Origin of the sequence: Psychrobacter sp. SWN149, assembly GCF_015864565.1 — a bacterium.
In the GTDB taxonomy this organism is placed as follows: Bacteria; Pseudomonadota; Gammaproteobacteria; order Pseudomonadales; family Moraxellaceae; genus Psychrobacter.
In genome coordinates, this window is the sequence record NZ_JADYWX010000002.1 from 571,553 (window position 1) to 597,375 (window position 25,823).

The following is a 25,823-nucleotide window of genomic DNA, read 5'->3' on the forward strand; positions in this document are numbered from 1 at the left end:
TATGAGCTGGGTTCACGTAGTCTTACCATTCTATGCAAGGAATTTTTTTCACTATGTCATCTGTTATGCCCTCACGTATGAACAACGGTATAGATTATCAGCCTACAATAGAGCAGCTACAAGTCCTGCAAACAGCAAGTGAGTTTGCTTATCAGATTTGGGAGAGTCGGACGGTCTCATGCCAAACGTTTTTGCGTAGCTATCCTCTAAACAGTACGCTAACACGCCAGCAAATCGATGATTTGATCCAAGATTATACGCTAGATGAGGATTACCAACTCGCTGATGAAGTCAAAGTCATGAGCGGCTTACGTAATTTGCGTACGCTACTGATGATGCGCTGGATTTGGCAAGATGCACTACAGATGATCAGCCTTGAGCAGTTGACGGATGAGTTGTCTGAGTTTGCAGGCGGTTGTATCTCCTTTGCAAAAGAATATACCTATAAAAATCTGACGGCTCAATATGGCGAACCGACTTTTATCAATGCCCAAGGCAACGTGCAAATTGATGACATGGCTATTATGGCCATGGGCAAGCTTGGTGCTCATGAGCTGAATTTATCGAGTGATATTGACCTGATCTTTGTGCATCAAGCCCGCGGCGAAACCAATGGCAGTAAAGAAAAAGGCATGCGCAGTATAGACAACAAGCGCTTTATGACTCGATTGGGTCAAGGTATTATCAAACTGCTTGATAATAAGACAGCAGATGGGTTTGTCTTTCGGGTAGATATGCGCCTGCGACCCTGGGGTGATGGTAGCGACTTGGCCATTCACCTCTCAGCGTTGCAGAAGTATTTTGCTTTACATGGGAGAGCTTGGGAGCGCTTTGCTTGGCTAAAAGCGCGCGTGGTAGGTCAAATAGATCAGCCATTTTATGATGAGATACAAGCACTGATTAAACCCTTTGTCTTTCGCTATTACGTGGACTACAGTGCTTTTTCGGCATTGAGGGAGATGAAGTCGCTTATCCAAAACCAAGTGGCACAGCGTGAAGACTTGGATAATATTAAGCTGGGCGCGGGCGGCATCAGAGATATTGAATTCATTGTGCAGGCCTTTCAGTTGATCTATGGCGGCAGGCATCCACAGCTACAAATAAAACCTTGCCTACAAGCCATGCAAGTATTACGTGAGATTGGCTATCTAGAGCAATCAACCTATGAAGGGTTACAAGCCGCGTATCGGTTCTTGCGCCGCTTGGAACACGGTATTCAAGCGATCAATGATCAACAGACTCAGCGACTACCACATGACATTCAGTGGCAGCATAATCTAGCGATAACGTTAGGGTTTGCTGACTGGACTGCTTTACTCAGCCAGCTCAACCACCATCGAAATAACGTCAATGATCCGTTTGAGCGTATGGTGACTGAGCGTCAAGTACCAGATAATGAAGACACTGATCTGGAGCCGGAAGACTTAGATGAACAGATTGCCCGTTTGAATGAAGTGCTCACCGCAGACAACCGTGAGCTATTACAGAATTTTTGGCAATCAAAAATGGTGGCCAATTTAAGTGAGGAAGCTCGCGAGCGCTTGGATGATGCCTATCCTGTCATCGTACATGCGCTACTTGCCCATCAAGAACAGCAAAAACTGGCCAATACTGCCTTGCCACGACTGATTTCATTACTTGAGGCCATTTGTCGTCGTTCTATCTACTTGGTCATGATTGCAGAAAATCCTAATGCCACTATTGAGCTGATTCCGATGCTGTCTGCCAGTCCATGGATTGCAAAAGAGCTGGCACAATATCCTGTATTGTTAGATACCTTTTTGCAGCAGCGCTATCGCCATTTGCCAGACAAGCGTGAGCTACGTGATATTCTGCGTCAGCAGTTACTGCGCGTCGAGCCTGATGATGAAGAAGAGCTGCTAAGCGTCCTACGCCTATTTAAGAAAAACCAAGTGTTGGCCGTCGCTGCCAGTGACGTGTTGGCTGAGCGTCCGATCATGAAAGTATCAGACTCGCTCACGTATATTGCTGAAGTGGTACTAGAGGCTGCGCTGGAGCGTGCTTTTGCGGAGATTGTGAACCGATACGGCTATCCCATTGGCCAAGATGGCGATCCGGTCACTGAAGCAGATTGCGGTTTTGCCATTATCGGTTATGGCAAGCTTGGTGGTCTTGAGCTGTCCTACTCATCTGACCTAGACTTGGTGTTTTTGCATAAGATAAAAGAGCAAGGCATGACCACAGGTGAAAAATCCGTGAGTGGGATGAAGTTTGCCGCACGTCTGGTGCAAAAGCTGATGAACTATCTGAACACGCAAACGCGAGATGGCAGAGCATATGAGATCGACATGCGCCTGCGGCCGTCAGGTAATGCTGGCATGATGGTGGTGTCGTATCACGCCTTTGAAACCTATCAGATGGATAAAGCATGGTCATGGGAGCATCAAGCGCTGGTGCGTGCTCGAGCGATTTGCGGTGACAGGCGAGTGACGGCACGCTTTTGTGATATTCGCCGAGAGGTATTGGCACTGCCGCGCACGTTAGATCAGGTGCGTAGTGAAGTCACTAGCATGCGTATAAAAATGCAAAAGCATTTGGGCACCAATCAATGGCAGCAACAAGCCGGTAAGTTTCATCTTAAGCAAGATGCAGGCGGTATTGTCGATATTGAGTTCCTAGCGCAATTTGCAGTATTGGCTTATTCGCATGAATATCCAAGCTTGACTAAATGGAGTGACAACGTGCGTATTTTTGAGGAAGTTGCCTCACTTGGTATTTGGGAGGCGCAAGTCTGTCAAGATTTGACAGATGCCTACCTCAGGATACGTGCAGCCACTCACCAGCTTGCATTGTCAGAGCAGTCACTACTCGTTGATGAGTCTCTGTGGCAAGAGACACGCGCATTGGTACAATCGCAGTGGCAGCATCTCATGGGTGTAGCACCTACCGAAAAATAATATCCAAAATTTTTTACTGGAGTCTTGCCGACCGTCAAAGAGACGCTTACACTGTAATGCTTTATCATAATTAATAAGCCTATGATAACAAACCAAAAGAGTTCATTTGCCCATACGGCCAGTGATATAATCGGTTGCACATCGCCATTACACCGTCAGTCGTTGGTCATAATAACGCTGTATTTTAGGCAATAAAAAGTGGCGCTGCGGTGTTATCATACGATGTTGATCAATACTGTTAAATACAACCTATCTAAAAAAAGTTAGACGTCAGTGCTAACATAAGGAATATAAAATGAACATGGCAACACAAGATGGTAAGCTTTGGATGAATGGCACGATGATTGAACAGCCAGATGCTAAGGTACATGTGCTCACACATAGCCTGCATTATGGTATGGCGGTTTTTGAAGGGGTGCGCGCGTATCAGACGGCTGACAATCGCACCGCTATTTTTCGCCTAAAAGAACACACCGAGCGTCTACTTGGCTCAGCCAAAATCTTTCAAATGGATGTGCCTTTTGATGCAGCCACTTTAGAGCAAGCACATAAGGATGTGGTCAAGCAAAACAACTTGGCAGAAGCCTATATTCGTCCGCTTATCTGGGTCGGCGCAGAAAAGCTTGGTTTGTCATCACATGACAACAGTATCAACGCGATGGTTGCTGCTTGGCACTGGGGCGCTTATCTGGGTGAAGAGGGTATCAAAAATGGTATCCGTGTAAAAACCTCTTCATTTACCCATCATATGACCAATGTGACCATGTGTAAGGCTAAGGCGTCTAGTAACTATCCTGTGTCTATCATGGCCAACCAAGAAGTGACTCGCAACGGCTATGACGAAGCTATCTTGATGGATCCGCAAGGGTATGTATGCCAAGGGGCTGGTGAAAACTTGTTCTTAGTAAAAGATGGTGTACTACATACCCCAGACCTAGCAGGCGGAGCACTTGATGGTATTACGCGTCGTACTATCATTCAGTTTGCTGATGATTTAGGTATCAAAGTCGTTGAGCGCCGTATCACTCGTGATGAGTTTTACTTAGCAGATGAAATCTTTATGACGGGTACGGCTGCTGAAGTTACACCTATCCGTGAATACGATGATCGCACGGTCGGTAATGGCGGCCGCGGACCTTTGACTGAGAAACTGCAAACCTTGTACTTTGATGTGGTACATGGCCGCAATGAGCAGTATATGGCTTGGTTAAGCTTTATTGACTGATAAAGCGGTTACTTTGAAGGCCAAAAAGGCTGAACATAATTGTTCAGTCTTTTTTTTATGCTAATATAGCCATCATATTTATTCATAATATTAAAGTGAGCAGTCAATGCCAATAGATTCTAGTACAGCAGATACTCAAAATATCAAACAAATCATCTGTATTAAATGGGGCACAAAATATGGTGCTGATTATGCCAATAAACTATATGGCATGGTATCTCGCAACATTACACCACCATTTAGATTTGTCTGCTTTACTGATGATACAACAGATGTCCGTCCAGAAATTGAATGCCAAGCGCTACCACCATTAGATGTCACTATGCCAACCAATACACTCGGTAAGTGGCCAAAGTCTCGCTTGTGGGGTGAAAAGCTAGGTGATTTGACAGGGACAGTGCTGTTTGTAGATTTGGATGTGATTATCGTAGATAGTCTCGATCCTTTCTTTGAATACGGCAAGCCAGACGATGTTATTTTGTCTTATAATCCTAGTAATCCGCTAGAGCGCTTGGGACAGACATCTTGCTTTAGATTTCAGATAGGGGCGCTTGTCTCACTACAAGAAAAATTTAAAGCGGATCCACAAGGCATCGCTGATGAGTACCGTTTTGAGCAGCGTTTTGTCACTCGTAATGCACCAGGCGGTGTAAAACTGTTTCCAAGGGCGTGGGTTGCACATTTTAGACGCAAGTGTCGTCAGCCATTCCCATTTAACTATTTTAAAGAACCAAAGATTCCTAAAGGCGCTCGTCTGGTTATCTTCCCTGGTGATTTGTATCCAACGCATGCGATCGAAGGTAGATATAACAAGAATGCTGCTAATAATGCTAAAGATCATTTGAAGCGACTGGCTGAGCCTAAAAACATGAAGAGACCGCTGCGTCATCTTCGTCATTTTATCTTGCCAGTAGGATGGATTGAAAAGTACTGGAAGGAATAGGCTTAATTCTATATTTAAGTATTGCATAGTAGCAGTGAGTGTTGATGCTTTCTATGCTCATAAATATGAACGTAGAAAGCATGATTTAGTGAATGGATAAAATTATGAAAACAAACGATGCTATTAGAGTCTTTGTTGGTTGTGACCCAAATAACTGTGATCTAGAGCAGATGATGGTTTTAGATTATAGTATTCACAAACACACCAGTGTACCCGTTGAGATAGTATGGATGCAGCTATCGCGCGATCCTAATAGCTATTGGTATTCTAATCCCGAGGCTGGCGAGGGCTGGAATACTACTAAATGGTCGACACCTTTCTCAGGATTCCGTTGGGCAATTCCAGAATACTGCAATTATTCTGGACGAGCCATTTATATGGATGCTGATGTCATTATTTTAGATGATCTAGCAAAGCTATGGCAGCATCCTATTGAAGGGCAGTCCATAGTGGCGGCCAAAACGAATGCTGATATGACTCGTCTATGTACCTGTATATGGGATTGCGATGCTGCAAAAAACGTTGTTTTTCCTATCGAGAAACTTAGAAAAGATCCCAAAAGTCATAAAGAAATGATGGCTTTATTCAAGAAAAACACGCAATTGATTGAGTCTTATCAAGACAGTTATAACTGTATAGATGGTGAAAACTTAGCAGTAGAAGAAATCAAAATTTTGCATTACTCAGATATGGGAACGCAATTCAGTCATAAGTACTCGTTACCTAGAGTGAATGAGGAAGGAATCGAGCATTGGTTTGACGGAGAAGTTCTGCCACATCCAAGACAAGATTTGGTCGACCTTTTCGATGACTATTATAATGAAGCACTTACTGCTGGATATCATCTAGAGAGCTATAGAATTGAGCCTTTTGGTGCTTTTCCAAAGAAATCCCAGCAAGGCTATATTGGTAATAAGGTGACTCGTCCAAAAGCCTCCAAATCTCTATTTGCAAAATTATTCAAGCGTTGATTCATTTAACATAATAATATTTTACACACTAAATGAATAGAAATTCATCCATAGGTTATCGTTTATGAAGCAGCATAAAAAAATAGCGTTGCTCGCTATTAATTGTCTACAAGGTGGAGGGGCAGAGCGAGTTGTTCTTACTTTAGGACAGGGATTTTATGAATTAGGATACGAAGTACATATTGTAAGGTTTAAGCCGCGGGTCGAATACGATCTTAATCCAAACCTTATTTATCATGTGCTCAAATTCAAACCCTATAAGATGATACCAGGAGCACAGCGTCGTGATAAGTTTTTTGCTTATGCGGTAGATCGTTATGTCAAAAAAAATATTGGACAGCCTGATATTATTTTGTCGAACCTTGATCGTTCAGATAGTATCTTTAGCTACAGTAGCCTGCCGAACATCATTTATGTGATTCATAATACTTTGTCACTACTTTATAAGTTTGCAAAAACAGATGTGGGTCATCAGAGAAAAGAAAACTTTACCAGAATTTATTCCAAAAATCCTTGTGCCTGTGTCAGTAATGGCGTAGAAAAGGATTTTGTAGAAAACTTTGGTCATGTTACTTCAACAACGGCAATACATAATCCAATTGATAGAGACGGTATTCAAAAATTAGCTGATGCCTTTATTCCAGAATATCAAAATTATATTATTCACGTTGGCAGTTTTAAAGAAGCAAAACGTCACGATGTGCTGTTGAGAGCTTATGCAAAGACAGATCAGTCTTTGCCGTTGCTTCTGTTGGGTAAAGGCAAGCTTCAAAGTAATATAGAGGAGTTGGTCGTAGAGCTCAAGCTAGAAGATAAGGTTGTTTTCTTAGGCTTCCATGAAAACCCTTTTCCTTATATAAAGCATGCGCAGTTTAAAGTACTAACTTCTGACTGGGAAGGTTTTGCTTTGGTGATTGCAGAGTCTTTAGTTTTAGGAACACCAGTTATCAGTACTGACTGCCAGTCTGGGCCAAGTGAGTTATTGCCTCAGAAAAACCTAATGCCTATGAGAGACATAGATGCTATTGCAGCTAAATTAAGCTTAGCAATGAAGAATCCAGAGCAATTTCAGTCCGAATTTAGTGAAACGCTCCTTCCTGTCACAATAGCAAAGAAATATATTGAATTCGCATCGAATTGTGAGAATACAGATAAGAGATCTTAATCTAACCACCATTTGGACCAATCATCTCTATGCAATTGCCGTAGCGTGGCAAAAGCACTCTGGTTATTCTGTAGTTTTTCGAATACAGCGAGCAGTATAGTAGTAGCTAATTTGTCGACTTTGTGGAATTTGTGATAGCGCTTGCGCATATTTCTCAGACTGTCATCGGTGCCGATACGAAAATAAGTGAGACCATCATATAGAGACAAGTCGCCGGCATACAGTATGTCGGTTTTTTCATCTAATAATGCTATGGGTTCGGCATCAGGAGGGGCTTGTAAAAAGTTTTTGGTCTCATAAGCTCGGACAGTATTCATTAGTGTGATGACATTCATCAAAATAGCGGCTCTATTGACGTTATCTGAGTGATCGATGAAAGTATCGCAGGCTGAAACTATCCAGCGTAGTGACAGGTTTTCTAATAAATAATGGTTCTCTGCCACCCACAGCCTTTCGAATTCTGCAAATATTTTGTCTATTTTGTATTTACGGCGCATCAATATAATGAGTGTATTGTGATAAAAGCAGAGTTCAGACTCACCCAAGGATTGATGCTTTAAGTTATTTAAATGACTTTCTAACGCTTTGCTCTTACGTTCGTCTGTCAGCGTCTCAACATCGCACATTGACTCTGTAATCATTGTTGCTTTCATGTCGTCAAAGCTTTTGCCATCATAGTTTTTGATAACCTTGCCCGCATTCAATCTTTTTTCACTTCGAAAGATTAATAGCAGTTTTCTTTGCCAGTTTGAAGGTGTAGTCATGTCACTAAAATCCTTTGAACAAATATGATGCGATTAGAGCTTAAACGTCTATCTAAAAAATTGATACTAAAGTGGTTTATAAAATATTTTTATTCAAACTGAATAATATCGCTTATACCATTCGACAAATTTTGCGATTCCATCTTCTATATTGGTTTCAGGCTTAAATCCAATATCATCCACCAATTCGTCTATATCTGCATAAGTAATGGGCACATCGCCTGCCTGCATGGGTAGCAGGTTTTCATTGGCTTTTTTGCCGCAAGCATCCTCGATGGCGGTGATGAAACGACGCAGCGTAATAGGTTGGTTATTACCGATATTATAAATTTTATAAGGGGCTGCTGCTGTCGTAATACCAGAGTGTTGGTTAGCCGGTACTTTTTTCATTACTCCTATGATGCCTTTAATAATATCATCAATGTAGGTAAAGTCACGCTGCATATCACCATTGTTAAACACATCAATCGGTTCACCAGCTAGGATTTTTTTGGTAAAAGAAAAATAAGCCATGTCTGGTCTGCCATAAGGGCCGTAAACGGTAAAAAACCGCAGTCCTGTCGTAGGAATGTTATACAAGTGACTATAACTGTGTGCCATGACCTCATTAGACTTTTTGGTAGCAGCGTATAGGCTGATAGGAAAATCAACACAGTCAGCAGTTGTAAATGGCTGCTTGATATTCATACCATAGACAGAGCTAGAGCTGGCATAGATCAGATGCTTGATATTATGGTGGCGACAGCCTTCGAGGATATTTACAAACCCGACCACATTTGAGTCAATGTATGCATTTGGGTTTTCGATAGAGTAGCGCACACCTGCTTGCGCGCCTAGATTGATAACTGTATCGAACTGATAGGCGGAAAAAAGCTCAGCCATCGCATCACGATCAGCCAAATCTAATTGAATGAACGTAAAATTTTCTGGTGTTGAGACGCTATTTAATATCTCTAAACGCTCTGCTTTTAGGCCTATGTCATAATAATCGTTAAGATTATCAATGCCAACGATCAGCAATGCTTCATCAGATAGGTGCGTCTCTAACAATGCTTTGATTAAATGAAAGCCAATAAAGCCCGCTGCGCCAGTTACTAGTACTTTCATCAATCGCTCCCAAACAAGTCTCGAGTAAATACTTTATCCGCCACATCTGCTATATCAGCAGACAAGCGATTTGCCACAATGACATCACTCATTGCTTTAAACGCATCTAAGTCTGTAATCACTCGCGAATTGAAAAAATTATCCTCTTTTAGTACGGGTTCATAAACCACGACTTCGATACCTTTTGCCTTAATACGCTTCATAATGCCTTGTATCGCGGACGCTCTAAAGTTGTCTGATCCACTCTTCATCACCAGTCGGTGTATACCGACGATTTTTGGCTGTCTTTCGATAATTTTATCAGCAATAAAATCTTTACGAGTTCTATTAGAGTCGACAATGGCCCTGATCAAGTTACTGGGCACTTCATCATAGTTTGCCAATAGCTGCTTGGTGTCTTTGGGTAGGCAGTAGCCACCGTAGCCAAATGATGGGTTGTTATAATGATCGCCAATACGCGGATCTAAGCCAATACCTTCTATGATTTGTTTGGTTTCGAGCCCGAATGTCTGAGCATAGGTATCTAGCTCATTAAAATAAGCCACGCGCATCGCTAGATAAGTGTTAGAGAACAGTTTGATCGCTTCAGCTTCGGTCGACTTCACAAACAGTAGCGGCACCTCTTTTTTGATAGCGCCTTCAAGCAATAATTCAGCAAATTGCTGTGCCTGTTCAGACTGTGCGCCCACAATAATTCGAGAGGGGTAAAGGTTGTCGTGTAGGGCTTGGCCCTCTCGCAAAAACTCAGGTGAGAAAATAATGCGATCCGTTTCATATCGCTCTCTGATACTAGCGGTATAGCCAACGGGCACAGTAGATTTTATGATGATGGTTGCCTGTTGATTGACCAATAGTACTTGTTCAATCACGGATTCTACCGTTGAGGTATTAAAGTAATTGGTCTTTGCATCATAATCGGTTGGCGTTGCGACAATGATAAAATCTGCGTTTTGGTAAGCCTGCTCGGCATCGAGTGTGGCAGAAAAATTAAGATCCTTATGTGATAAGAAGTCCTCGATATCTTTGTCTTCGATCGGCGACTGCTTTGCATTTAGCAGGTCAATCTTTCCAGCGATGACATCGACAGCGACCACTTCATTATGCTGTGCCAATAACATGGCATTAGATAATCCCACATAGCCTGTGCCTACTACTGCTATTTTCATAATATATCCAAATAATATTCAAGCATTGATAAAAAGAATTAATTTAAAATTGAGTAATGATAATAGTCATTCAACCATGGCTAACGTGTTTACCTAAGTTTAATCGCTAGTATGGCCTGCGACCGAATTGGGTAGATATTCTGAGAATTTATCTCTCATCGCCTGACTGACTTTTTGGTATAAATCTGGTTCAAGCAAATCCAAACTTTGAATGCAGCCATACTTTATGGTTTTATCTTCTAAGTCAATGACAAAATTTTCTACGCTGTCTTTGTTTTTTAAATAGTTGATAGACGTCTCAGGTTTTAAGTGTGCTTCATCTTTTTGAATTTTCAGATGATTCATCAGTGTTATAGGATTCACTTGCGCCACATCCCTAAATTTATACTTTATCTGCTCTGTTAGTAATTGAGGATGTGTTAGTAAATGGTCTTTTAAAATCGTCTTATCGACAATGTGAGGATAATGATGAATCTCAAAAAACTGATCCATATCAAGTATTTTGGCACTTAACATCTGCGCTATTGTATGCCTTGGCTGTATAGGTGTACCGAATAATTTCAAGCGAGATTTTCGAAAGTTGAGCTTGGCATTTAGAGCCGCATTTTTGCGCCAATGACCATGAATCATCAATTTTTCATTGTCTAAAAAGTCATCTATCACTACTGGCTGATTAAAAAAGAAATCATCGTTCATATAGATAAAATAATCAGACAGGCCTTTTATATTCCATATCATGGTCTCAATTGATCGGGTATTAAAGGTGGGCAAAAACTGCTCATAGCCTGAAAAAATATCTTTGTGATCAACCACTCGTATGGTATCTGCTGAACAGATATTTTGCTTGGCAAACTCATCGATGAATGCTGGCTGCTGCTGGTCTGTGACGATATAGATATGACGCACAAAAGGAACATACTTGATAATCGAGGCAATATTATAATATATCTCATCGTCACTGGCGAAACGTGTTGCCGTTACCGCATCTGAAGCCACTGTTTTGCCTGATTTGTACTGTTCTCTTTTTTGCTTCAGGATAGGGTCTGTACCATCTACCCAAGCAATGACCACATCTAGCGTTTTATCATTAGGCTGTTTCATGACAGATCCTATTATTTTTATTAGCATCTAAATGCTTGTAAGATTAAAAGTGATATCAGTAACGCAAGCGTTTGTGTGGTAGTTATTACTGACTGATATGGCTATAAGTGAGGGTGATTCTACTATGGGCAATTATACCAGTCAGGCTTATACTCTAGCGAATAACTGTATGGGTATAAAAGTAGATGAGACTAGCATATAAAGCCAGAAAGCTGCAATCACTATGACTACCAATGATCATCCGTACTGACAAAAAATTGAGATATGAATGCGCCCCATTATTTTGTTTATTTTAAAAGCACTTGAAGGCCGCGGCGCTGAGCGTATGGTCACCACATTAGCAAGTGCTTATGTGGACATGGGATATCGTGTTCATATCTTATGTTTAGAGCAGACACAGGATATGCCATTAGATGGCCGCGTTCGGTATCATATAGTGCCTTATGATGAGGTTTTTGCTGAGCAGAATCTTGACCCAGCATCTACACAAGCACAAGCCTATGAGGCCGTTGCTAGGCGTATTGATAATTATGTGCTCAGTCAAATAGGCGTGCCAGATTTAATACTGGCCAATATCTATAAAATAAACTGGATCATGGCCTATAGTCAATTACCCAACATCGTGAATGTACTGCACACAGCATTATCCAAGCAGTTTCAACGTCAGCTATTAGAGACACCAACCCAAACGATTCATCATCTAAAAACGGTCTATGGCGCGCATCCTTGTAGCTGTGTGAGTGAAGGGGCGCGGCAAGATTTAATCTCTCTAATCGGGCAGATTACCAAAACTACGACTATTTATAACCCCTGCGATGCGACAGATATTCAGGTTAAATCAATGGAGCCGTCATGTCTCGAACCGTTTGGCTTAGTAGACAAACAGTATATGATTCATGTCGCCTCATTTGACACCATGAAAGGTCATCGAGACTTGCTACAGGCTTATGCCAAAACAGTGCGAAAATTGCCCTTAGTATTGGTAGGCAAGGGCAAGCTTGAAGATGAGATTAAGCAGCTCGCGGCCGAACTTGGTATTAGCGACTGTGTCAGATTTTTAGGGTTTCAAGCCAATCCTTATCCATTGATTGCCTCAACAGCACTGATGGTCGTGACATCCAAGTTTGAAGGTTTTGGCTATGTCATCGTCGAGGCGCAGGCGTTAGGAGTGCCAGTGGTTAGTACAGACTGTCCGTTTGGCCCAAGGGAGCTGTTACCAGCTAAAAACTTGATACCAGTAGGGGATATCACTGGACTGGCCACACTCATCGATCAGGCAATAGACAACCTGACGCACTATATAGTACCGCTGAATCCGCAGCTATTACCTAAGCACATCGCACAGCAGTACTTGGCGTTTGGGTCAGTAATAGAGGGAAAAAGTGACTGATATTAGAGACTGTCAAATAACGTTCTAGAGACAGGAGAGTGATTGATGACAGGTACGCCGTGCGCTTTATAGGTTTCACCCAGTAAATTGAAGGAAGGTACGATACGTTCGCTCATGACTTTACTTAGCGTACTTGGTGCGCTGTTGCTTTTGTTTTCATAAAAACGTGGCTGGTCGCTGTTGAGCAGGTCGATACCATATAGGTGAATAGCCGCTGCCTGACGAGAAAAAGCGAGCTGAGCAGCCACATAGGCGACCGTACCGGCTTCTACAAATCCATGAGTGATGTTCAAAGAGACACCAATCTCGGCAGTGTTATGACGCTTATCAATAATAAAGTTTGGATGATTGATAAAGTATGACAACGGCATTTTTTTATTCAGACGTTTTTTCTTAAAAATCAGTTTATTGAATAACAGCTTATTTGATTTGACACCCCAAGGTCTATCTACTGGATATAACACCCGCATGGCATGATGATGATTGCGCATGATATCAGGATGTGTTGTCGCCATCGCTTCAAAGACGGCTAGCGTGGCATATAGAGGTTGCCCTGTATAATACTGCCGTAAGACTTCAGGATTATGACTGATAAAGCGCGCGTCACTGATGACATAACCGACGATATCCGTAAAGTGATGCTGATCTGCAAGGCTGATACTGCCATTGACAAAAATAGTAGGGGTGTCTAGCAATGTTGATAATGATAGATCATGTACGGATGGGCCTGAGGCAATAACATTGACACTTTTGCCATGCAGGCTTTGTGCTGGGTCATTGGCATTGAAAGCATTGATAACGACAGATTCACCATCAATACTGAACCTGACGGTAGCTGGTAACCTTAAATATAGCGCCATACTATTTTCCAGTAGTTGACTGTCACTGCGCCTATTCTATACCGTTATCGATAGCCTTTAAACTGTTTATAAGCTCGCTAAGTATATAAATATTATTGCTTTTCAGACCGTTACTGCCAATGGTCTTTTAACCATGGGCTTGGTTTGACATGGCGATACCACTTGCCTCCGCTACCAGCAATGGCATCTGGCGGATTGATTTCACCATGAAAAATAACGATTTTTGCGTTGTCTGGCAAACTGGGCGTGCGCACAAAATTGAAGGGAATAGGAGCGATACACTGGTACTTAAAGCTCACGCACCAGGTTTTGTCCCAGTATTCTAAATGATGGTGTTCACGGAGATAATTGGATAAGTAAGCTTGCTCATGACGTACTTGAGTGCGAATGGTTTCAAAGTTACGCTCAAAGTTAGATAACAAATCGGGATAGGTATTCATGCCAATATTGAAACGATAGACGGAGCTGTTACCGATCATGCGCCACGGTTTTTTCCAATCGCGAATGATGACAACACTGTCCTTATGTTCAGCTTTATAAGTAAAAAAAGCGTCGATACTATCGACAATGACAATATCAATATCCAAAAACAGTGCCACGCCTTTTAGACCGTATAGCTCAGGCTTGAATGTTGTGAGCTTTTTCCAGCCGCGCTCAGGACCGGCAGGCAGATCCATGTCTGGTATAGGATGACAGGTAATAGCAGGGTCAACGCCCGTACTGTCATCGGTCAAGCAGACCATTTGAAAGTCTAAGCTTAGATGACGGCTGACCATATTGTATAAACGATTGACGTACTCAGGACCGTACTTAGTACCCCATTTCATACAAATAACATAACGCTGATCGGTAGCATTATCGTCTGTTTTGGTTGCGTCAGTTGTCATAATGCACTCTTATTGAGATAAATGAAGGACTAATAAGAACGATGAGCTTGAATAAAGGCTTTTAAGGTTGCTTCATCGGTTCGATAAGGGTTGCCTAGTGTTGGTATGCGCTTAAAACGTCGATAGCCCCACATATAATGGCTATAGTGGTCGCTAATCATATGCTCCATGGCTTGATTGAGCGCATGCGTTGCCGTTTCGGCATTGCGATCATAAAGTGCGGCATTATCCAGCTTATAGCAGTGGATATCAAAACCTTGTCCATCATCTCGGCGAATACAGGATAAGCCGACCAGTGCACATTTGGTTTTGCTAGCCAGTTTGGACGCGAGCGTACTGGTCAAAGTATGGACACCGAAAAATGGTACTACCACGCCACCTGACGGCTCTGGGACATGATCTGGTAGCACAATACTAAAACCGGCTTGCTTGAGTGTCTTAAACACTGCTTTGACACCGCTGCCATCTGTCGGTACCAAGGTTGCATTGAGACGTGAACGTCCTTGCAGTACAAAGTTATTGGTGATATCACCCTTTACTGGTTTGTACATGATGGTTGGCGCACCAAACTGATTAAGCCAAGCGTTCATCATCTCCCACGTACCCAGATGTGGAACGATCGCCAGCATGCCATTAGGATTGGCAAGCCCCTCTAACAAAATATCTTTGTTGTGGACATCACGAATCTGAGCAATACTCCATTCAGGTGGCATTGCCCAGCTTTTGATAGATTCAATACTGGTCAAACACTGATGATAAATAATGTCTTTGACCAGCTGGCGCTTTTGGTGTTCAGGGAGGGCCTGAGCAATGAGTGCCATATTGATATGCACAGTGCGCATGATGCTAAGGCTCGGTATCTTTATGATCACCCAAGCGACAAAACGTGCCAACGTCTGCAGTACAGACAGTGGCACGAATCTGAAAAGATGGTATGGATTCATAACCACTCGCATGGTGATGAATCACATAACACATACAGCAGATAATAACGTTGCATCATCAAGCTGCTTATTGGGAAGGCTTGTTGGCATCGGCTTGTGCTTTTTCGCGCACACGGATACCAAGATCACGTAGCTGCTTGCTATCGACTTCAGCAGGTGCTTGAGTAAGTGGACATTCAGCAGTTTTGGTTTTTGGGAAGGCGATGACATCACGGATAGAGTCTGCGCCTACCATGAGCATAATCAGGCGATCCAAACCAAATGCTAAGCCACCATGCGGAGGCGCACCGAACTTCAATGCATCGAGTAGGAAACCAAACTTGTCTTCAGCTTCTTGCTCACCGATACCTAGCGCATCAAGTACCGCTTGCTGCATATCGTACGTATTGATACGTAAGCTACCACCGCCAACTTCTGTACCGTTCAATACCATGTCATAAGCGATAGATAGGGCAGCTTCTGGGTTGTTTTTCAGCTCATCGACTGAGCCTTTAGGCTTAGTGAACGGATGATGCATTGAGGTCCAGCGACCATCGTCAGTCTGCTCAAACATTGGGAAGTCAGTGACCCAAAGTGGCGCCCACTGGCAGGTAGTCATTTCAAGGTCTAGACCGATTTTTTGACGTAGTGCACCAATTGCATCGTTCACGACACTGGCTTTATCTGCACCAAAGAAGATAATATCACCATCTTCTGCACCAGTACGCTCGATTAGGCTAACCAGTACATCATCAGTCATGTTTTTGATGATTGGAGACTGTAGGCCAGACTCTTTGTCCACACCGTTGTTGATGCTGCTAGCATCATTGACTTTGATATAAGCCAAACCACGTGCACCATAGATACCAACGAACTTGGTGTAGGCATCGATTTGCTTACGGCTTAATGAAGCGCCACCAGGGATACGTAAGGCAGCCACACGACCTTTAGGATCGTTAGCAGGACCTGCGAACACTTTGAAGTCGACATCTTTCATCAAATCTGCAACGTCGACCAATTTTAGTGGAATACGTAAGTCAGGCTTGTCTGATGCATAGTCACGCATGGCTTCTGCGTAAGTCATACGAGGGAACTGTTCAAACTCAACATCCATCATGGTCTTAAACAAATGCTTGATAAGGCCTTCGTTGATGTTCATGATTTCTTCTTCGTTTAAGAAAGAAGTCTCAATATCCACCTGAGTAAATTCAGGCTGACGATCAGCACGTAAATCTTCATCACGGAAGCATTTAGCGATTTGATAATAACGGTCAAAACCTGAGACCATCAATAGCTGTTTAAATAGCTGTGGTGACTGCGGTAATGCAAAGAAGTTACCTGGACGGGTACGTGATGGTACGAGATAGTCACGCGCACCTTCTGGCGTCGCACGAGTCAAGATAGGAGTTTCAACGTCCAAGAAGCCATGGTCATCCAAATAACGACGAATCGTTGACGTGGCTTTGGCACGGAATACCATACGCTCTTGCATTTGCGGACGACGCATGTCTAGGTAGCGATACTTGAGACGCAAATCTTCTGATACCGTCGTTTTTTCGTCATTTAATGGGAAAGGCGGCGTTTCAGATTTCGCCAGCACTTCAATCTCTTTGCCTAGCAGCTCAATCTGACCACTGGTCATATTATTGTTTTCAGTACCTTCATAACGGCGACGTACACGGCCTGTTATTTTTAGCACATATTCAGGACGTACTGCATCAGCAGTCGCAAATGCTTCTGGCGTATCAGGGTCAACCACCACCTGTAATATACCAGCGCGGTCACGCATGTCTAAGAAAATCACGCCACCGTGATCGCGACGACGATGTACCCAGCCTACGATGCTAATGGTTTGATCGATGAAGCTCTCAGTTACGGCTCCGCAATATTCGTCTCGGTATTCGCTATGCGTCATAATATAATTATCCAGTTATCAGCCCAATTCGAAATACAATAATGCAGCCATAGTTGTGTGTTTCAAGATAATTGTGAAAAACACACAAACAACGCGATTATGACAATGGGTCATCACGTTGGCTACACAAAATTTATTATAAAGGCATATTATGCCTAATCTGCCCTTTTTATACAACCTGCTGAGTCCAATCAACGTAAAGCCATACACAAGTATCTGATGTATGTATCTATCCCTCTTTATATTGAGCAAAAGATAACTGTCTCGCTTGAAAATAGAGCGAGTCGTGCCTATATCAACCGCACGCTAATAAAAACAGCCATACTGATATATCTACTGACTTGAGGATTTGTAATCATGCTATTTCATCCAACCAAAAACCCTGTTGAACTGCGAGTTATCCATCTAAATAAAAATCAAGAGCACCGCCGTGAAGATTTAATGGAAGCCACTCAAGGTAAAGCGGCGCTTAAGCAGTTTAGAAAAACGATGGCTAAGAAAGCCAAACAGGCGCTAAAAGTGAAAACCAAGAATAAGAAAAAACATACTGATGATAAAGCACAAGTCTTTGTCCTTGATTTTGATGGTGATATTAAAGCCACCGCAGTCAAGCACTTGCGTGAGGAAATTAGTACGTTGATCAGTAGCGCGAATAAGGGTGATGAAGTCATTGTACGTCTTGAGTCCGGCGGTGGTGTGGTACATGGTTATGGTTTGGCCGCCGCACAATTGGTTCGCTTAAAAGATGCAGGTCTAAAACTGACTGTCTGTGTGGATAAAGTTGCCGCGAGCGGTGGCTATATGATGGCTTGTGTCGCAGATAAGATAGTGGCAGCACCATTCGCTATTATTGGCTCAATCGGTGTGGTATCACAGTTGCCAAACTTTCATAAATGGCTAAAAAATCATGATGTCGATTATGAGATGTTTACTGCGGGCGACTACAAGCGTACAGTCACTGTGTTCGGTGAGAACGATGCAGCAGATCGTGCCAAGTATCAAGAAGAACTGGAGCAGACACACGAGCTATTCAAACATTTTGTCAATAACTATCGCCCAACACTAGATGTGGCAAAAGTGGCCACTGGAGAGCATTGGTATGGCGAAGATGCGCTAAAACTCAATTTGATTGACAGTTTGCAAACATCAGACAGCTATATTTTAGAGCGCATGGAAGACAGTGAAGTGTATGCACTACATTCACGTCAAAAACCAACACTCGCTGAAAAGCTAGGACTAGCGCAAGCAGCTGAAGCAACATTGAGCATGGCGGTTGATAAACTGCCTGATGCACTGGCGCGTTTTGATTTAAATAGTCGCTTAAATATTCTGAAATAATGTTAGATATCATTGTGATAGTAAGTCTATGATATCGTAGAGTTCAAATGGTCTTCTACACATTGTTTGAGTTTTGTAAAAGGCGTGGCCTAGCTGGTCGCGCCTTTTTGCTGTTTATTGATAATTGCTGTGTTATAAATGTAGCATACGGAAAACAGTATACGTACGTGCACTAAAGCTCTAGTAGAGCTTTTTATTAACACTTGATTTAGACAATCAATAAAGAAAAGGAAGTCATTTATGTCTAACGACAATTTAATGTTTACCGCAACAGAACATGGTCAAGCCATGCATGCCAAAGTCAAAGCGTTCATTGAAACGTACATTGAGCCAATCGAAGCGCAATTCTGGGAAGAGTGTCATAAGAAAAATCCTGACGGTAATTGGGAAAACTGGGAGTGGCCAGAAGCCTACGAAAACCTGCGTAAGCAAGCACGTGAAGAAGGTTTATGGAATTTATTCTTGCCTGATGACACGCTAGGGGCAGGGCTTTCGGTCACTGATTACGCGCCTATCGCAGAATTGACTGGTCGCAGTTTGCTTGCGCCTCATGTATTTAACTGTAATGCACCTGATAGTGGCAATATGGAGCTGTTGTGGCGTTACGGCACTCAAGAGCAGCAAGACAAGTGGCTTACACCAATCTTAGAAGGTAAGACGCGCTCTGTATTTTGTATGACTGAGCCTGATGTAGCATCAAGTGATGCAACCAATATGGAAGCAACCGCTGTAGTCGATGGTGATGAGATTGTCATAAACGGTAGCAAATGGTGGTCATCTGGTCTTGGCGATCCTGCGGTTGATATTCTAATTGTCATGGCATATACCGCTGATGAGAGCGCAGACCGTCATCATCAACATTCAATGGTGCTTGTACCAGTCAAAACGGCGGGTGTGAACATCAAACGTATGCTCAAAGTGTTTGGTGATTATGATGCACCGCACGGACATGGTGAGATTAGCTTTGATAACGTGCGTGTGCCAGTCAGTCACTTCATCGGTGGACCAGGTAAAGGCTTTGAAATTGCACAAGGTCGTTTAGGGCCAGGTCGTATTCATCACTGCATGCGTTGTATTGGCGCTGCCGAAAAGTCTCTTGAATTAGCGGTCAAGCGAGGCATGTCACGTACTGCCTTTGGTAAGCCATTACTACAATTGGGTGGTAACTTTGAGCGTATCGCTGAAGCACGCATCAAGATTGATCAAGCACGTTTGATGACCTTATATGCTGCACAGAAGATGGATGCTCACGGCACCAAAGCAGCATTGACTGAAATCTCTGCTATCAAAGTAGTCGCGCCAACTGTGCTACAAGAAGTGGTGGATATGGCGATTCAGATTCATGGGGGTATGGGCGTCTGCCAAGACACATTACTACCAAACTTCTATGCTCAAGCACGTGTATTGCGTTTGGCAGATGGTCCTGATGAAGTGCATAAAACCATGATTGCCAAGTTAGAATTGAAGCGTCAAGGCTTTAGCCGTTCTGCTAAGTCTGAAAAAGCTTAATATTTATATGGACAATGGGCTAGGCGGAGTGACTACAATTTCGCTGCTTATTCGCCGCCAAAATGCCATCAAAATTAGGATGGTAATGTGGTAACTGAAAATTCACTACTAATCATTTAGTGGTGAATTTTTCATCACTACTGATGTTTTATCACTAGGGTGTGTCTTCATTTTAAAAATGGTGATAAATTGCCGTCAAACAAGAAAAGTAGCGCAGATAATATCGGAATATTAATCAGCTATTTGACGATGTTTGGCTATTTTTAGCCCTTTTAGATGACTATTGAGTGAATTAAAGACCCGCCCTAACACATATTATAAAAATAAATGACCACATGATAAGGACTGTCTCATGGCAATTGATAACCCTGCTGATAATAATCCTGCCGATAATACTGGCAGTAAAGATACCTCAACGAATAATAAAGTACTAGACACAGGCGGCGAAGTACGTGATGGCGAAGAGCTAGATGCCAAAGCCATTAGCGAATGGCTTCGTAGCCAAGGCATTGATGTGGTAGGTGAGCCTACCGTCACGCAGTTTTCAGGTGGTGCATCGAACTGGACGTATCGCTTACAGTACGAGGGCGTAGGCGATGATAAAGGTCAAGATCTGATATTACGCCGTCCACCAAAAGGCACCAAGGCCAAGTCTGCTCATGATATGGTACGTGAACATACGGTCCAAAAAGCCTTAAAAGAAGCCTATCCTTATGTGCCAGAGATGATCGCGCTATGTACGGACGAATCAGTCATTGGCGCGGACTTCTATGTAATGGAGCGCATGGAGGGGATTATTCCTCGTGCTAATCTGCCAAAAGGTGTCGATTTAGAGCCTGAACAAATTCGTTTGCTTTGTACCAATGTTTTAGACGCTTTGGTTGAGCTGCATCAAATAGACTATACCGAGCACCCTGATTTGGTTGATTTGGGTCGCGGTGACGGCTATTGCGCTCGTCAGGTGAGTGGTTGGGATAAGCGCTATGTCAAAGCAAAAACACCTAATGTGCCAAGCTTTGCATTGGTCAGACAGTGGCTTAACAAACATACTCCTGCCGATAGCAAAACCTGTATTATTCATAACGATTGGCGTTTTGATAATGTGATACTCGATGTGGCTGATCCCACCAAAGTCATCGGCGTACTCGACTGGGAAATGGCGACCCTTGGCGATCCATTGATGGATTTGGGTAGTGCATTGGCTTATTGGATTGAAGAAGATGACAATATCGTGATGCAGCAGTTCCGTCGACAGCCAACCCATTTAGAAGGCATGATGACACGCGATGAAGTGGTTGCTTACTATCTTGAGCAATCAGGCTTAGAGATAGACAACTGGACTTTCTATGAGGTATTCGGCTTGTTCCGGTTATCAGGCATCATTCAGCAGATTTACTATCGCTATTATCATAAACAAACCACCAACCCTGCTTTTAAAAATGCGTGGCTTGCCATTCATGTGATGCATGCCAAGTGCCTCAAGCTTATTGCTCAGTACGAGGGTGAAGCACTATTCAGTGCACATGTTCAGCCGCATTTAGAAGACATGGGCATCGACGCTGCTACCATCGAACAGTTACCAAGCCCTGTACAAAAAGTGATTAAAGGTATTTTACCAAAAGGTTATCTTGCCAAATCCTCTCAGTCACCTGACGCGTAAACATCCAAAATAAACACGCTGGAAAATATGATAAAGGGCATTATTTTATGACAACCATACTTTTAGCACGTCATGGTCAAGCATCTTTTGGACAAGAAAATTACGATCAGCTCTCAGAGCTTGGTACGATTCAGGCGCAAATGTTGGGTCAGCATTATGCCACCACACAGCGCCGTATTGATGCAATATTTACTGGTAGCTTGGTGAGGCAACAGGACTCTGCTCACCATTTTTGGAAGCGCTATGAGCCTTCTATGACGGCCAATGGCGACTCTGTTGTACCAGCAATCAATCTGGATGAGCCTGCTGGTTATGTATTACCTCAGTTTGATGAATTTAATCATAAAGACGTGTTTGTAAAGTCTGCAAATGCTGCTGGCAACCGTGCTGAGATATCGACTGATATGGCTAAGTCAGAAATGCCAGCCACTCGTCTGGCAGAGCTATTTGACCAAGCGATGCAGCGTTGGCATGCAGGGGACAACGATCAGGATTATATTGAGAGCTGGCCACAGTTCCATAACCGCACTCAGCAAGCACTTGAACAAATACGTACAAAAATAACCAGTTTGGGTTTGGGTCATGACAGTACCGTCCTGGTCTTTACTTCAGGCGGTGTCATCGCCGCGATTACTGCACAGTTATTAAAACAAGGCAGTCAAACCGCTTATCAGTTAAATAAAAGCTTGGTAAATACTGGCGTGACATCTATTACTCTAAAAGACCAAAGTAGCCGCTTATTATCCTTGAATGAATACAGCCATTTGTTTTCTGAAGGCAAACGCTTTGTGACATGGCGGTAATCTTGAGCATGCTATATTAATAATGCCAGTCGCTAAGGTCTATAATTATTGTTATCGTCAGAATTGATGACAATTATGGGCCACAGGGTAGGCATTACATACGCTTATGTTCTATAAATATGAGCGTCAAAAAGTTGATTCTGCTCAATATCGGTACACCAAGGATTGTCTATGAAAAATAAGCTAATAAGTTTGGTCACAAGCAGCGCTCGTGCGCGCAAAAATAAGATTGCCAGTGCTATTCAGCCATCACGTTATCTAAAAGGCTTACATAAGCAACAAATAGGCAAAGGCAAAACGGTACTAGTCACAGGCGCAAGTTCGGGTCTTGGTGAGGGAATGGCTAAGATTTTTGCTGAGCTCGGTTATAATCTTGCGATATGTGCACGCCGTACTGATCGTTTGGAGCAGCTAAAATCAGAGCTAACCGCCCAGTATCCGAATATTCGTGTTGAGTACCGTGTACTGGATGTCAGTGACTATGACACGATTTTTAAGGTATTTGATGCGTTTGCTGCTGACTTTGGACGTATTGATCGAGTCGTGGTCAATGCTGGCGTTGGTGACAGTCGCCGCATTGGTAAAGGGCGCTTTGATACCAACCGCCATACAGTTGAGATTAATTTCATCTCGGCATTGGCTCAATGTGAAGCGGCCATGAATATTTTTCGAGCGCAGAACAGCGGTCATTTAGTTGTTATCTCTAGCATGTCAGCAATGCGCGGTTTGCCTAAGCATTTGACCGCTTATGGCGCGAGTAAAGCGGGCTTGGCTCATCTGGCAGAAGGCATTCGTTCTGACATGATCTTGACTAAACTGCCGATCAAGGTTTCTACTATCTATCCAGGCTATATTCGTACCGAAATCAATGAAAATGCCAAACCTTTGCCATTTGAAGTAGATACGGATACCGGAACTAGAGCAATTGTCGCGGCGATTGAAGCAGGGGTAGACGAGGCTTGTGTGCCAAGTATGCCATGGTCGGTAGTTGGTCAAGCGATGAAACATTTACCATTACCAGTGATGAGTCGTTTAAGCTAATATAGTCAAGTCCATATAAATCCGCTATATCGTCATCCTCGCTAACCATACTAATGTATCGCTTGCACTCGGCTTCCTTGTATAGGAATTATTTGAACTCAACTATACCGAACTTTAAAAGTCAGATACGCTGTCGATATTCAATTTATAGAGAACTGACTATATATGAAAAAGGCCTTCTACATTGTGATGTAGAAGGCCTTTTCTTTTTTAGATATAGCACATCTTAAAACATAACGTTAAAGCTATAACGTCCTCGGGTTGTCTGATATATGTTGCTCGCGCAGTTTTTGACGCAGCACCTTACCGACATTACTCTTTGGCAGCTCGCTCACAAATTCAATGTGACGTGGGCATTTGTAGCCCGTCAAATTCTCTAAAGCAAACTCTTTGATAGTCTCTTTGGTCACATTATTGTCTGCAGGGACGATATATATTTTAACGGCTTCACCTTGGTTTTCATCAGGGATGCCAATGACCGCACACTCAATGATACCGTTGCAATCGAGCATAACAGATTCAATCTCATTCGGGAACACGTTAAAACCTGATACCAAAATCATGTCTTTTTTGCGATCAAGCAAGGTAAAATAGCCTTTTTCATCCATGCTAACAATATCACCAGTACGGAAGTATCCATCACTAGTAAAGTCATTGGTGATATCTGAATTAAAGTAGCCTGACATGACATTGGGTCCTTTGATACACATCTCACCCGCTTGATTCATACCAACACGCTGGCCGTTGTCATCTATTACGATGATATCGACACTAGGTACTGGTACACCAATAGTCCCGTTGAACTTACGCTCAGTAATAACATTGGCCGTGCCGCCGGCAACCCCTTCTGTCATACCCCAGCCTTCAACCATCGGGCAGCCAGTGATCTCAAGCCATTTGGCAGCGGTCTGTTCGGTGGCCGCCATACCGCCAGCCTGAGTGATACGTAGTGCGCTAAAGTCCAGATTTTTAAAGTTTGGCTGATCGAGCAAGCCTTTAAATAGGGTGTTGACCGCAGGGAATATATGAAAGGGCTGCTTTGACAACGTCTTAATAAACCCAGGCATATCACGTGGATTGGGTATCAATATAAAGGTATAACCTGAGCGCATACCAAGTAGGCTCAGCATAAAAGCAAAAATATGATACAGCGGTAACGCCATGACCATATTGATGTAAACTTCATTGATATCTGAGGTAACAGGACGGTACCAAGCTTCTGACTGCATGGCTGCAGCGACGACATTGCGCTGCGTCAAAACGGCGCCTTTGGATAGACCAGTCGTACCACCGGTATATTGCAAGATAGCCTTTTGTTGCAATGTGGTCTTAGGTGCTTGTATCGGTAAGTTTTTACCTTTTTTGAGCACTTCAGGGAACTTGGTCACATTGTATTTAGGGTCATTCAGATTGTATTTGGGCACCAGACGTTTGACTTGACGGATAACCGTGTTGACCAAAATACCTTTCAAGCCCATCATGTCGCCCATTTTCGATAGGACAATACGCTTGATGTTTGTCTCTTCAATCACTTGCTCGAGCGCTTGAGCGAAGTTATCCACCACAAAAATCACCTGAGCACCTGAATCATTCAATTGATGACGCAGCTCACGGCCTGTATATAGTGGATTGATAGGGGTGCAAACATAGCCTGCACGCAAGATGCCAATCATGATTGGTAGATATTGCGGGACGTTTGGCATCATAAGTGCCACGACACTGCCTTTAGGAAGGCCTTGCGCTTGTAACCATGCTGCTACCGCAAGAGACGCATTATCGACATCACCATAAGTATGAGTCACACCCATACAAATAGTCATCGGATGCATACGAAAACGATTAAAGCATTCTTCATAAAGCTCTATGAGGCTTTCATACTGATCAGGGTTAATCGTTTTAGGTACATTTGCTGGATATTGGGCAAGCCAAGGCTTATCTATTGTCATGAGTGACGTCCTTAAGTATTGATATAATATCAAACCCAAAAATATGAATAGAGATGTCAAACTCGTATAATCTACAATGCAGAACATTTACACGCGTTTTTTCCACTATCCTCATTTTTGAGTGATATAAGTTAAGGCTCGATAAAAAAGTAGTCACATCCATGTCAACTTTTTATTACTAACAACATAAT

General features: G+C 42.9%; 20 protein-coding genes. 11 read left to right on the top strand and 9 right to left on the bottom strand.

All coding sequences use genetic code 11. The features are described 5' to 3' along the window. Positions 1-53: 53 nt before the first annotated feature. The 5 genes from glnE to I6E86_RS05115 all read left to right on the top strand — a co-directional run bounded on the left by glnE (position 54) and on the right by I6E86_RS05115 (position 7,222). Complete coding sequence (gene glnE, locus I6E86_RS05095) at positions 54-2,918, top strand: bifunctional [glutamate--ammonia ligase]-adenylyl-L-tyrosine phosphorylase/[glutamate--ammonia-ligase] adenylyltransferase (protein ID WP_197175796.1); 2,865 nt, start codon at positions 54-56, stop codon at positions 2,916-2,918. A gap of 295 nt (positions 2,919-3,213) precedes the next feature. Further along, complete coding sequence (locus I6E86_RS05100; protein ID WP_197175797.1) at positions 3,214-4,143, top strand: branched-chain amino acid transaminase; 930 nt, start codon at positions 3,214-3,216, stop codon at positions 4,141-4,143. A gap of 106 nt (positions 4,144-4,249) precedes the next feature. Continuing rightward, positions 4,250-5,086, top strand: coding sequence for a glycosyl transferase (locus I6E86_RS05105; RefSeq protein WP_197175798.1), 837 nt, complete (start codon positions 4,250-4,252; stop codon positions 5,084-5,086). Between the two features lie 104 nt (positions 5,087-5,190). Next, positions 5,191-6,057, top strand: coding sequence for a glycosyltransferase (locus tag I6E86_RS05110; RefSeq protein WP_197175799.1), 867 nt, complete (start codon positions 5,191-5,193; stop codon positions 6,055-6,057). A 64-nt stretch (positions 6,058-6,121) separates the two neighbouring features. Continuing rightward, positions 6,122-7,222: a glycosyltransferase gene (locus I6E86_RS05115; RefSeq protein ID WP_197175801.1), complete on the top strand. Its 1,101-nt coding sequence runs from the start codon at positions 6,122-6,124 to the stop codon at positions 7,220-7,222. Here I6E86_RS05115 and I6E86_RS05120 read toward each other — a convergent pair. The 4 genes from I6E86_RS05120 to I6E86_RS05135 all read right to left on the bottom strand — a co-directional run bounded on the left by I6E86_RS05120 (position 7,219) and on the right by I6E86_RS05135 (position 11,360). Then, entirely contained in the window at positions 7,219-7,986 is a 768-nt protein-coding gene (locus tag I6E86_RS05120; RefSeq protein WP_194363170.1) for a hypothetical protein, read from the bottom strand. The two genes, I6E86_RS05115 and I6E86_RS05120, sit on opposite strands and share 4 nt — an antisense overlap. Positions 7,987-8,079: 93 nt before the next feature. Next, complete coding sequence (locus tag I6E86_RS05125) at positions 8,080-9,093, bottom strand: NAD-dependent epimerase/dehydratase family protein (protein ID WP_197175802.1); 1,014 nt, start codon at positions 9,091-9,093, stop codon at positions 8,080-8,082. Further along, positions 9,093-10,259, bottom strand: a complete 1,167-nt coding sequence (locus I6E86_RS05130; protein ID WP_197175805.1) for a nucleotide sugar dehydrogenase — start codon at positions 10,257-10,259, stop codon at positions 9,093-9,095. The genes I6E86_RS05125 and I6E86_RS05130 overlap by 1 nt, the downstream gene beginning before the upstream one ends. A 99-nt stretch (positions 10,260-10,358) precedes the next feature. Continuing rightward, positions 10,359-11,360, bottom strand: coding sequence for a Stealth CR1 domain-containing protein (locus I6E86_RS05135; protein WP_197175806.1), 1,002 nt, complete (start codon positions 11,358-11,360; stop codon positions 10,359-10,361). A gap of 268 nt (positions 11,361-11,628) precedes the next feature. Between I6E86_RS05135 and I6E86_RS05140 the strand changes: the two genes are divergently transcribed. Beyond that, complete coding sequence (locus I6E86_RS05140) at positions 11,629-12,750, top strand: glycosyltransferase (RefSeq protein ID WP_197175807.1); 1,122 nt, start codon at positions 11,629-11,631, stop codon at positions 12,748-12,750. Between the two features lie 2 nt (positions 12,751-12,752). Here I6E86_RS05140 and I6E86_RS05145 read toward each other — a convergent pair whose 3' ends face one another. The 4 genes from I6E86_RS05145 to aspS form a co-directional block, all read right to left on the bottom strand. Continuing rightward, the gene (locus tag I6E86_RS05145) at positions 12,753-13,610 is read right to left on the bottom strand and encodes a hypothetical protein (RefSeq protein WP_197175808.1); all 858 of its coding nucleotides are present in this window, start codon (positions 13,608-13,610) and stop codon (positions 12,753-12,755) included. Positions 13,611-13,720: 110 nt separating this feature from the next. After that, positions 13,721-14,497 carry a glycosyltransferase gene (locus tag I6E86_RS05150; RefSeq protein WP_197175809.1) on the bottom strand — a complete coding sequence of 259 codons (777 nt, stop codon included), beginning with the start codon at positions 14,495-14,497 and terminating at the stop codon, positions 13,721-13,723. Between the two features lie 29 nt (positions 14,498-14,526). Then, complete coding sequence (locus I6E86_RS05155) at positions 14,527-15,441, bottom strand: lysophospholipid acyltransferase family protein (protein ID WP_197175810.1); 915 nt, start codon at positions 15,439-15,441, stop codon at positions 14,527-14,529. Positions 15,442-15,508: 67 nt separating this feature from the next. Next, positions 15,509-17,335, bottom strand: a complete 1,827-nt coding sequence (gene aspS, locus I6E86_RS05160; RefSeq protein ID WP_197175811.1) for an aspartate--tRNA ligase — start codon at positions 17,333-17,335, stop codon at positions 15,509-15,511. A 357-nt stretch (positions 17,336-17,692) separates the two neighbouring features. Between aspS and sohB the strand changes: the two genes are divergently transcribed. From sohB to I6E86_RS05185, 5 genes are all read left to right on the top strand, one after another. Beyond that, the gene (gene sohB, locus I6E86_RS05165) at positions 17,693-18,673 is read left to right on the top strand and encodes a protease SohB (RefSeq protein WP_197175813.1); all 981 of its coding nucleotides are present in this window, start codon (positions 17,693-17,695) and stop codon (positions 18,671-18,673) included. Between the two features lie 258 nt (positions 18,674-18,931). After that, positions 18,932-20,182 carry an acyl-CoA dehydrogenase family protein gene (locus I6E86_RS05170; RefSeq protein ID WP_227680550.1) on the top strand — a complete coding sequence of 417 codons (1,251 nt, stop codon included), beginning with the start codon at positions 18,932-18,934 and terminating at the stop codon, positions 20,180-20,182. Positions 20,183-20,534: 352 nt separating this feature from the next. After that, positions 20,535-21,842, top strand: coding sequence for a phosphotransferase family protein (locus I6E86_RS05175; protein WP_197175823.1), 1,308 nt, complete (start codon positions 20,535-20,537; stop codon positions 21,840-21,842). A 47-nt stretch (positions 21,843-21,889) separates the two neighbouring features. Continuing rightward, positions 21,890-22,645, top strand: coding sequence for a histidine phosphatase family protein (locus I6E86_RS05180; RefSeq protein WP_197175825.1), 756 nt, complete (start codon positions 21,890-21,892; stop codon positions 22,643-22,645). 171 nt (positions 22,646-22,816) lie between these two features. Then, entirely contained in the window at positions 22,817-23,686 is an 870-nt protein-coding gene (locus tag I6E86_RS05185) for an SDR family oxidoreductase (RefSeq protein WP_197175827.1), read from the top strand. Positions 23,687-23,931: 245 nt separating this feature from the next. Here I6E86_RS05185 and I6E86_RS05190 read toward each other — a convergent pair whose 3' ends face one another. Next, the gene (locus tag I6E86_RS05190) at positions 23,932-25,632 is read right to left on the bottom strand and encodes an AMP-binding protein (protein WP_197175828.1); all 1,701 of its coding nucleotides are present in this window, start codon (positions 25,630-25,632) and stop codon (positions 23,932-23,934) included. Positions 25,633-25,823 lie beyond the last annotated feature (191 nt).

Bases quoted from the DNA above. Each gene is read 5' to 3' on its own strand.
- glnE (WP_197175796.1), top strand. From the start codon at position 54: ATGTCATCTGTTATGCCCTCACGTATGAACAACGGTATAGATTATCAG.
- I6E86_RS05100 (WP_197175797.1), top strand. From the start codon at position 3,214: ATGAACATGGCAACACAAGATGGTAAGCTTTGGATGAATGGCACGATG.
- I6E86_RS05105 (WP_197175798.1), top strand. From the start codon at position 4,250: ATGCCAATAGATTCTAGTACAGCAGATACTCAAAATATCAAACAAATC.
- I6E86_RS05110 (WP_197175799.1), top strand. From the start codon at position 5,191: ATGAAAACAAACGATGCTATTAGAGTCTTTGTTGGTTGTGACCCAAAT.
- I6E86_RS05115 (WP_197175801.1), top strand. From the start codon at position 6,122: ATGAAGCAGCATAAAAAAATAGCGTTGCTCGCTATTAATTGTCTACAA.
- I6E86_RS05120 (WP_194363170.1), bottom strand. From the start codon at position 7,986: ATGACTACACCTTCAAACTGGCAAAGAAAACTGCTATTAATCTTTCGA.
- I6E86_RS05125 (WP_197175802.1), bottom strand. From the start codon at position 9,093: ATGAAAGTACTAGTAACTGGCGCAGCGGGCTTTATTGGCTTTCATTTA.
- I6E86_RS05130 (WP_197175805.1), bottom strand. From the start codon at position 10,259: ATGAAAATAGCAGTAGTAGGCACAGGCTATGTGGGATTATCTAATGCC.
- I6E86_RS05135 (WP_197175806.1), bottom strand. From the start codon at position 11,360: ATGAAACAGCCTAATGATAAAACGCTAGATGTGGTCATTGCTTGGGTA.
- I6E86_RS05140 (WP_197175807.1), top strand. From the start codon at position 11,629: ATGCGCCCCATTATTTTGTTTATTTTAAAAGCACTTGAAGGCCGCGGC.
- I6E86_RS05145 (WP_197175808.1), bottom strand. From the start codon at position 13,610: ATGGCGCTATATTTAAGGTTACCAGCTACCGTCAGGTTCAGTATTGAT.
- I6E86_RS05150 (WP_197175809.1), bottom strand. From the start codon at position 14,497: ATGACAACTGACGCAACCAAAACAGACGATAATGCTACCGATCAGCGT.
- I6E86_RS05155 (WP_197175810.1), bottom strand. From the start codon at position 15,441: ATGAATCCATACCATCTTTTCAGATTCGTGCCACTGTCTGTACTGCAG.
- aspS (WP_197175811.1), bottom strand. From the start codon at position 17,335: ATGACGCATAGCGAATACCGAGACGAATATTGCGGAGCCGTAACTGAG.
- sohB (WP_197175813.1), top strand. From the start codon at position 17,693: ATGCTATTTCATCCAACCAAAAACCCTGTTGAACTGCGAGTTATCCAT.
- I6E86_RS05170 (WP_227680550.1), top strand. From the start codon at position 18,932: ATGTTTACCGCAACAGAACATGGTCAAGCCATGCATGCCAAAGTCAAA.
- I6E86_RS05175 (WP_197175823.1), top strand. From the start codon at position 20,535: ATGGCAATTGATAACCCTGCTGATAATAATCCTGCCGATAATACTGGC.
- I6E86_RS05180 (WP_197175825.1), top strand. From the start codon at position 21,890: ATGACAACCATACTTTTAGCACGTCATGGTCAAGCATCTTTTGGACAA.
- I6E86_RS05185 (WP_197175827.1), top strand. From the start codon at position 22,817: ATGAAAAATAAGCTAATAAGTTTGGTCACAAGCAGCGCTCGTGCGCGC.
- I6E86_RS05190 (WP_197175828.1), bottom strand. From the start codon at position 25,632: ATGACAATAGATAAGCCTTGGCTTGCCCAATATCCAGCAAATGTACCT.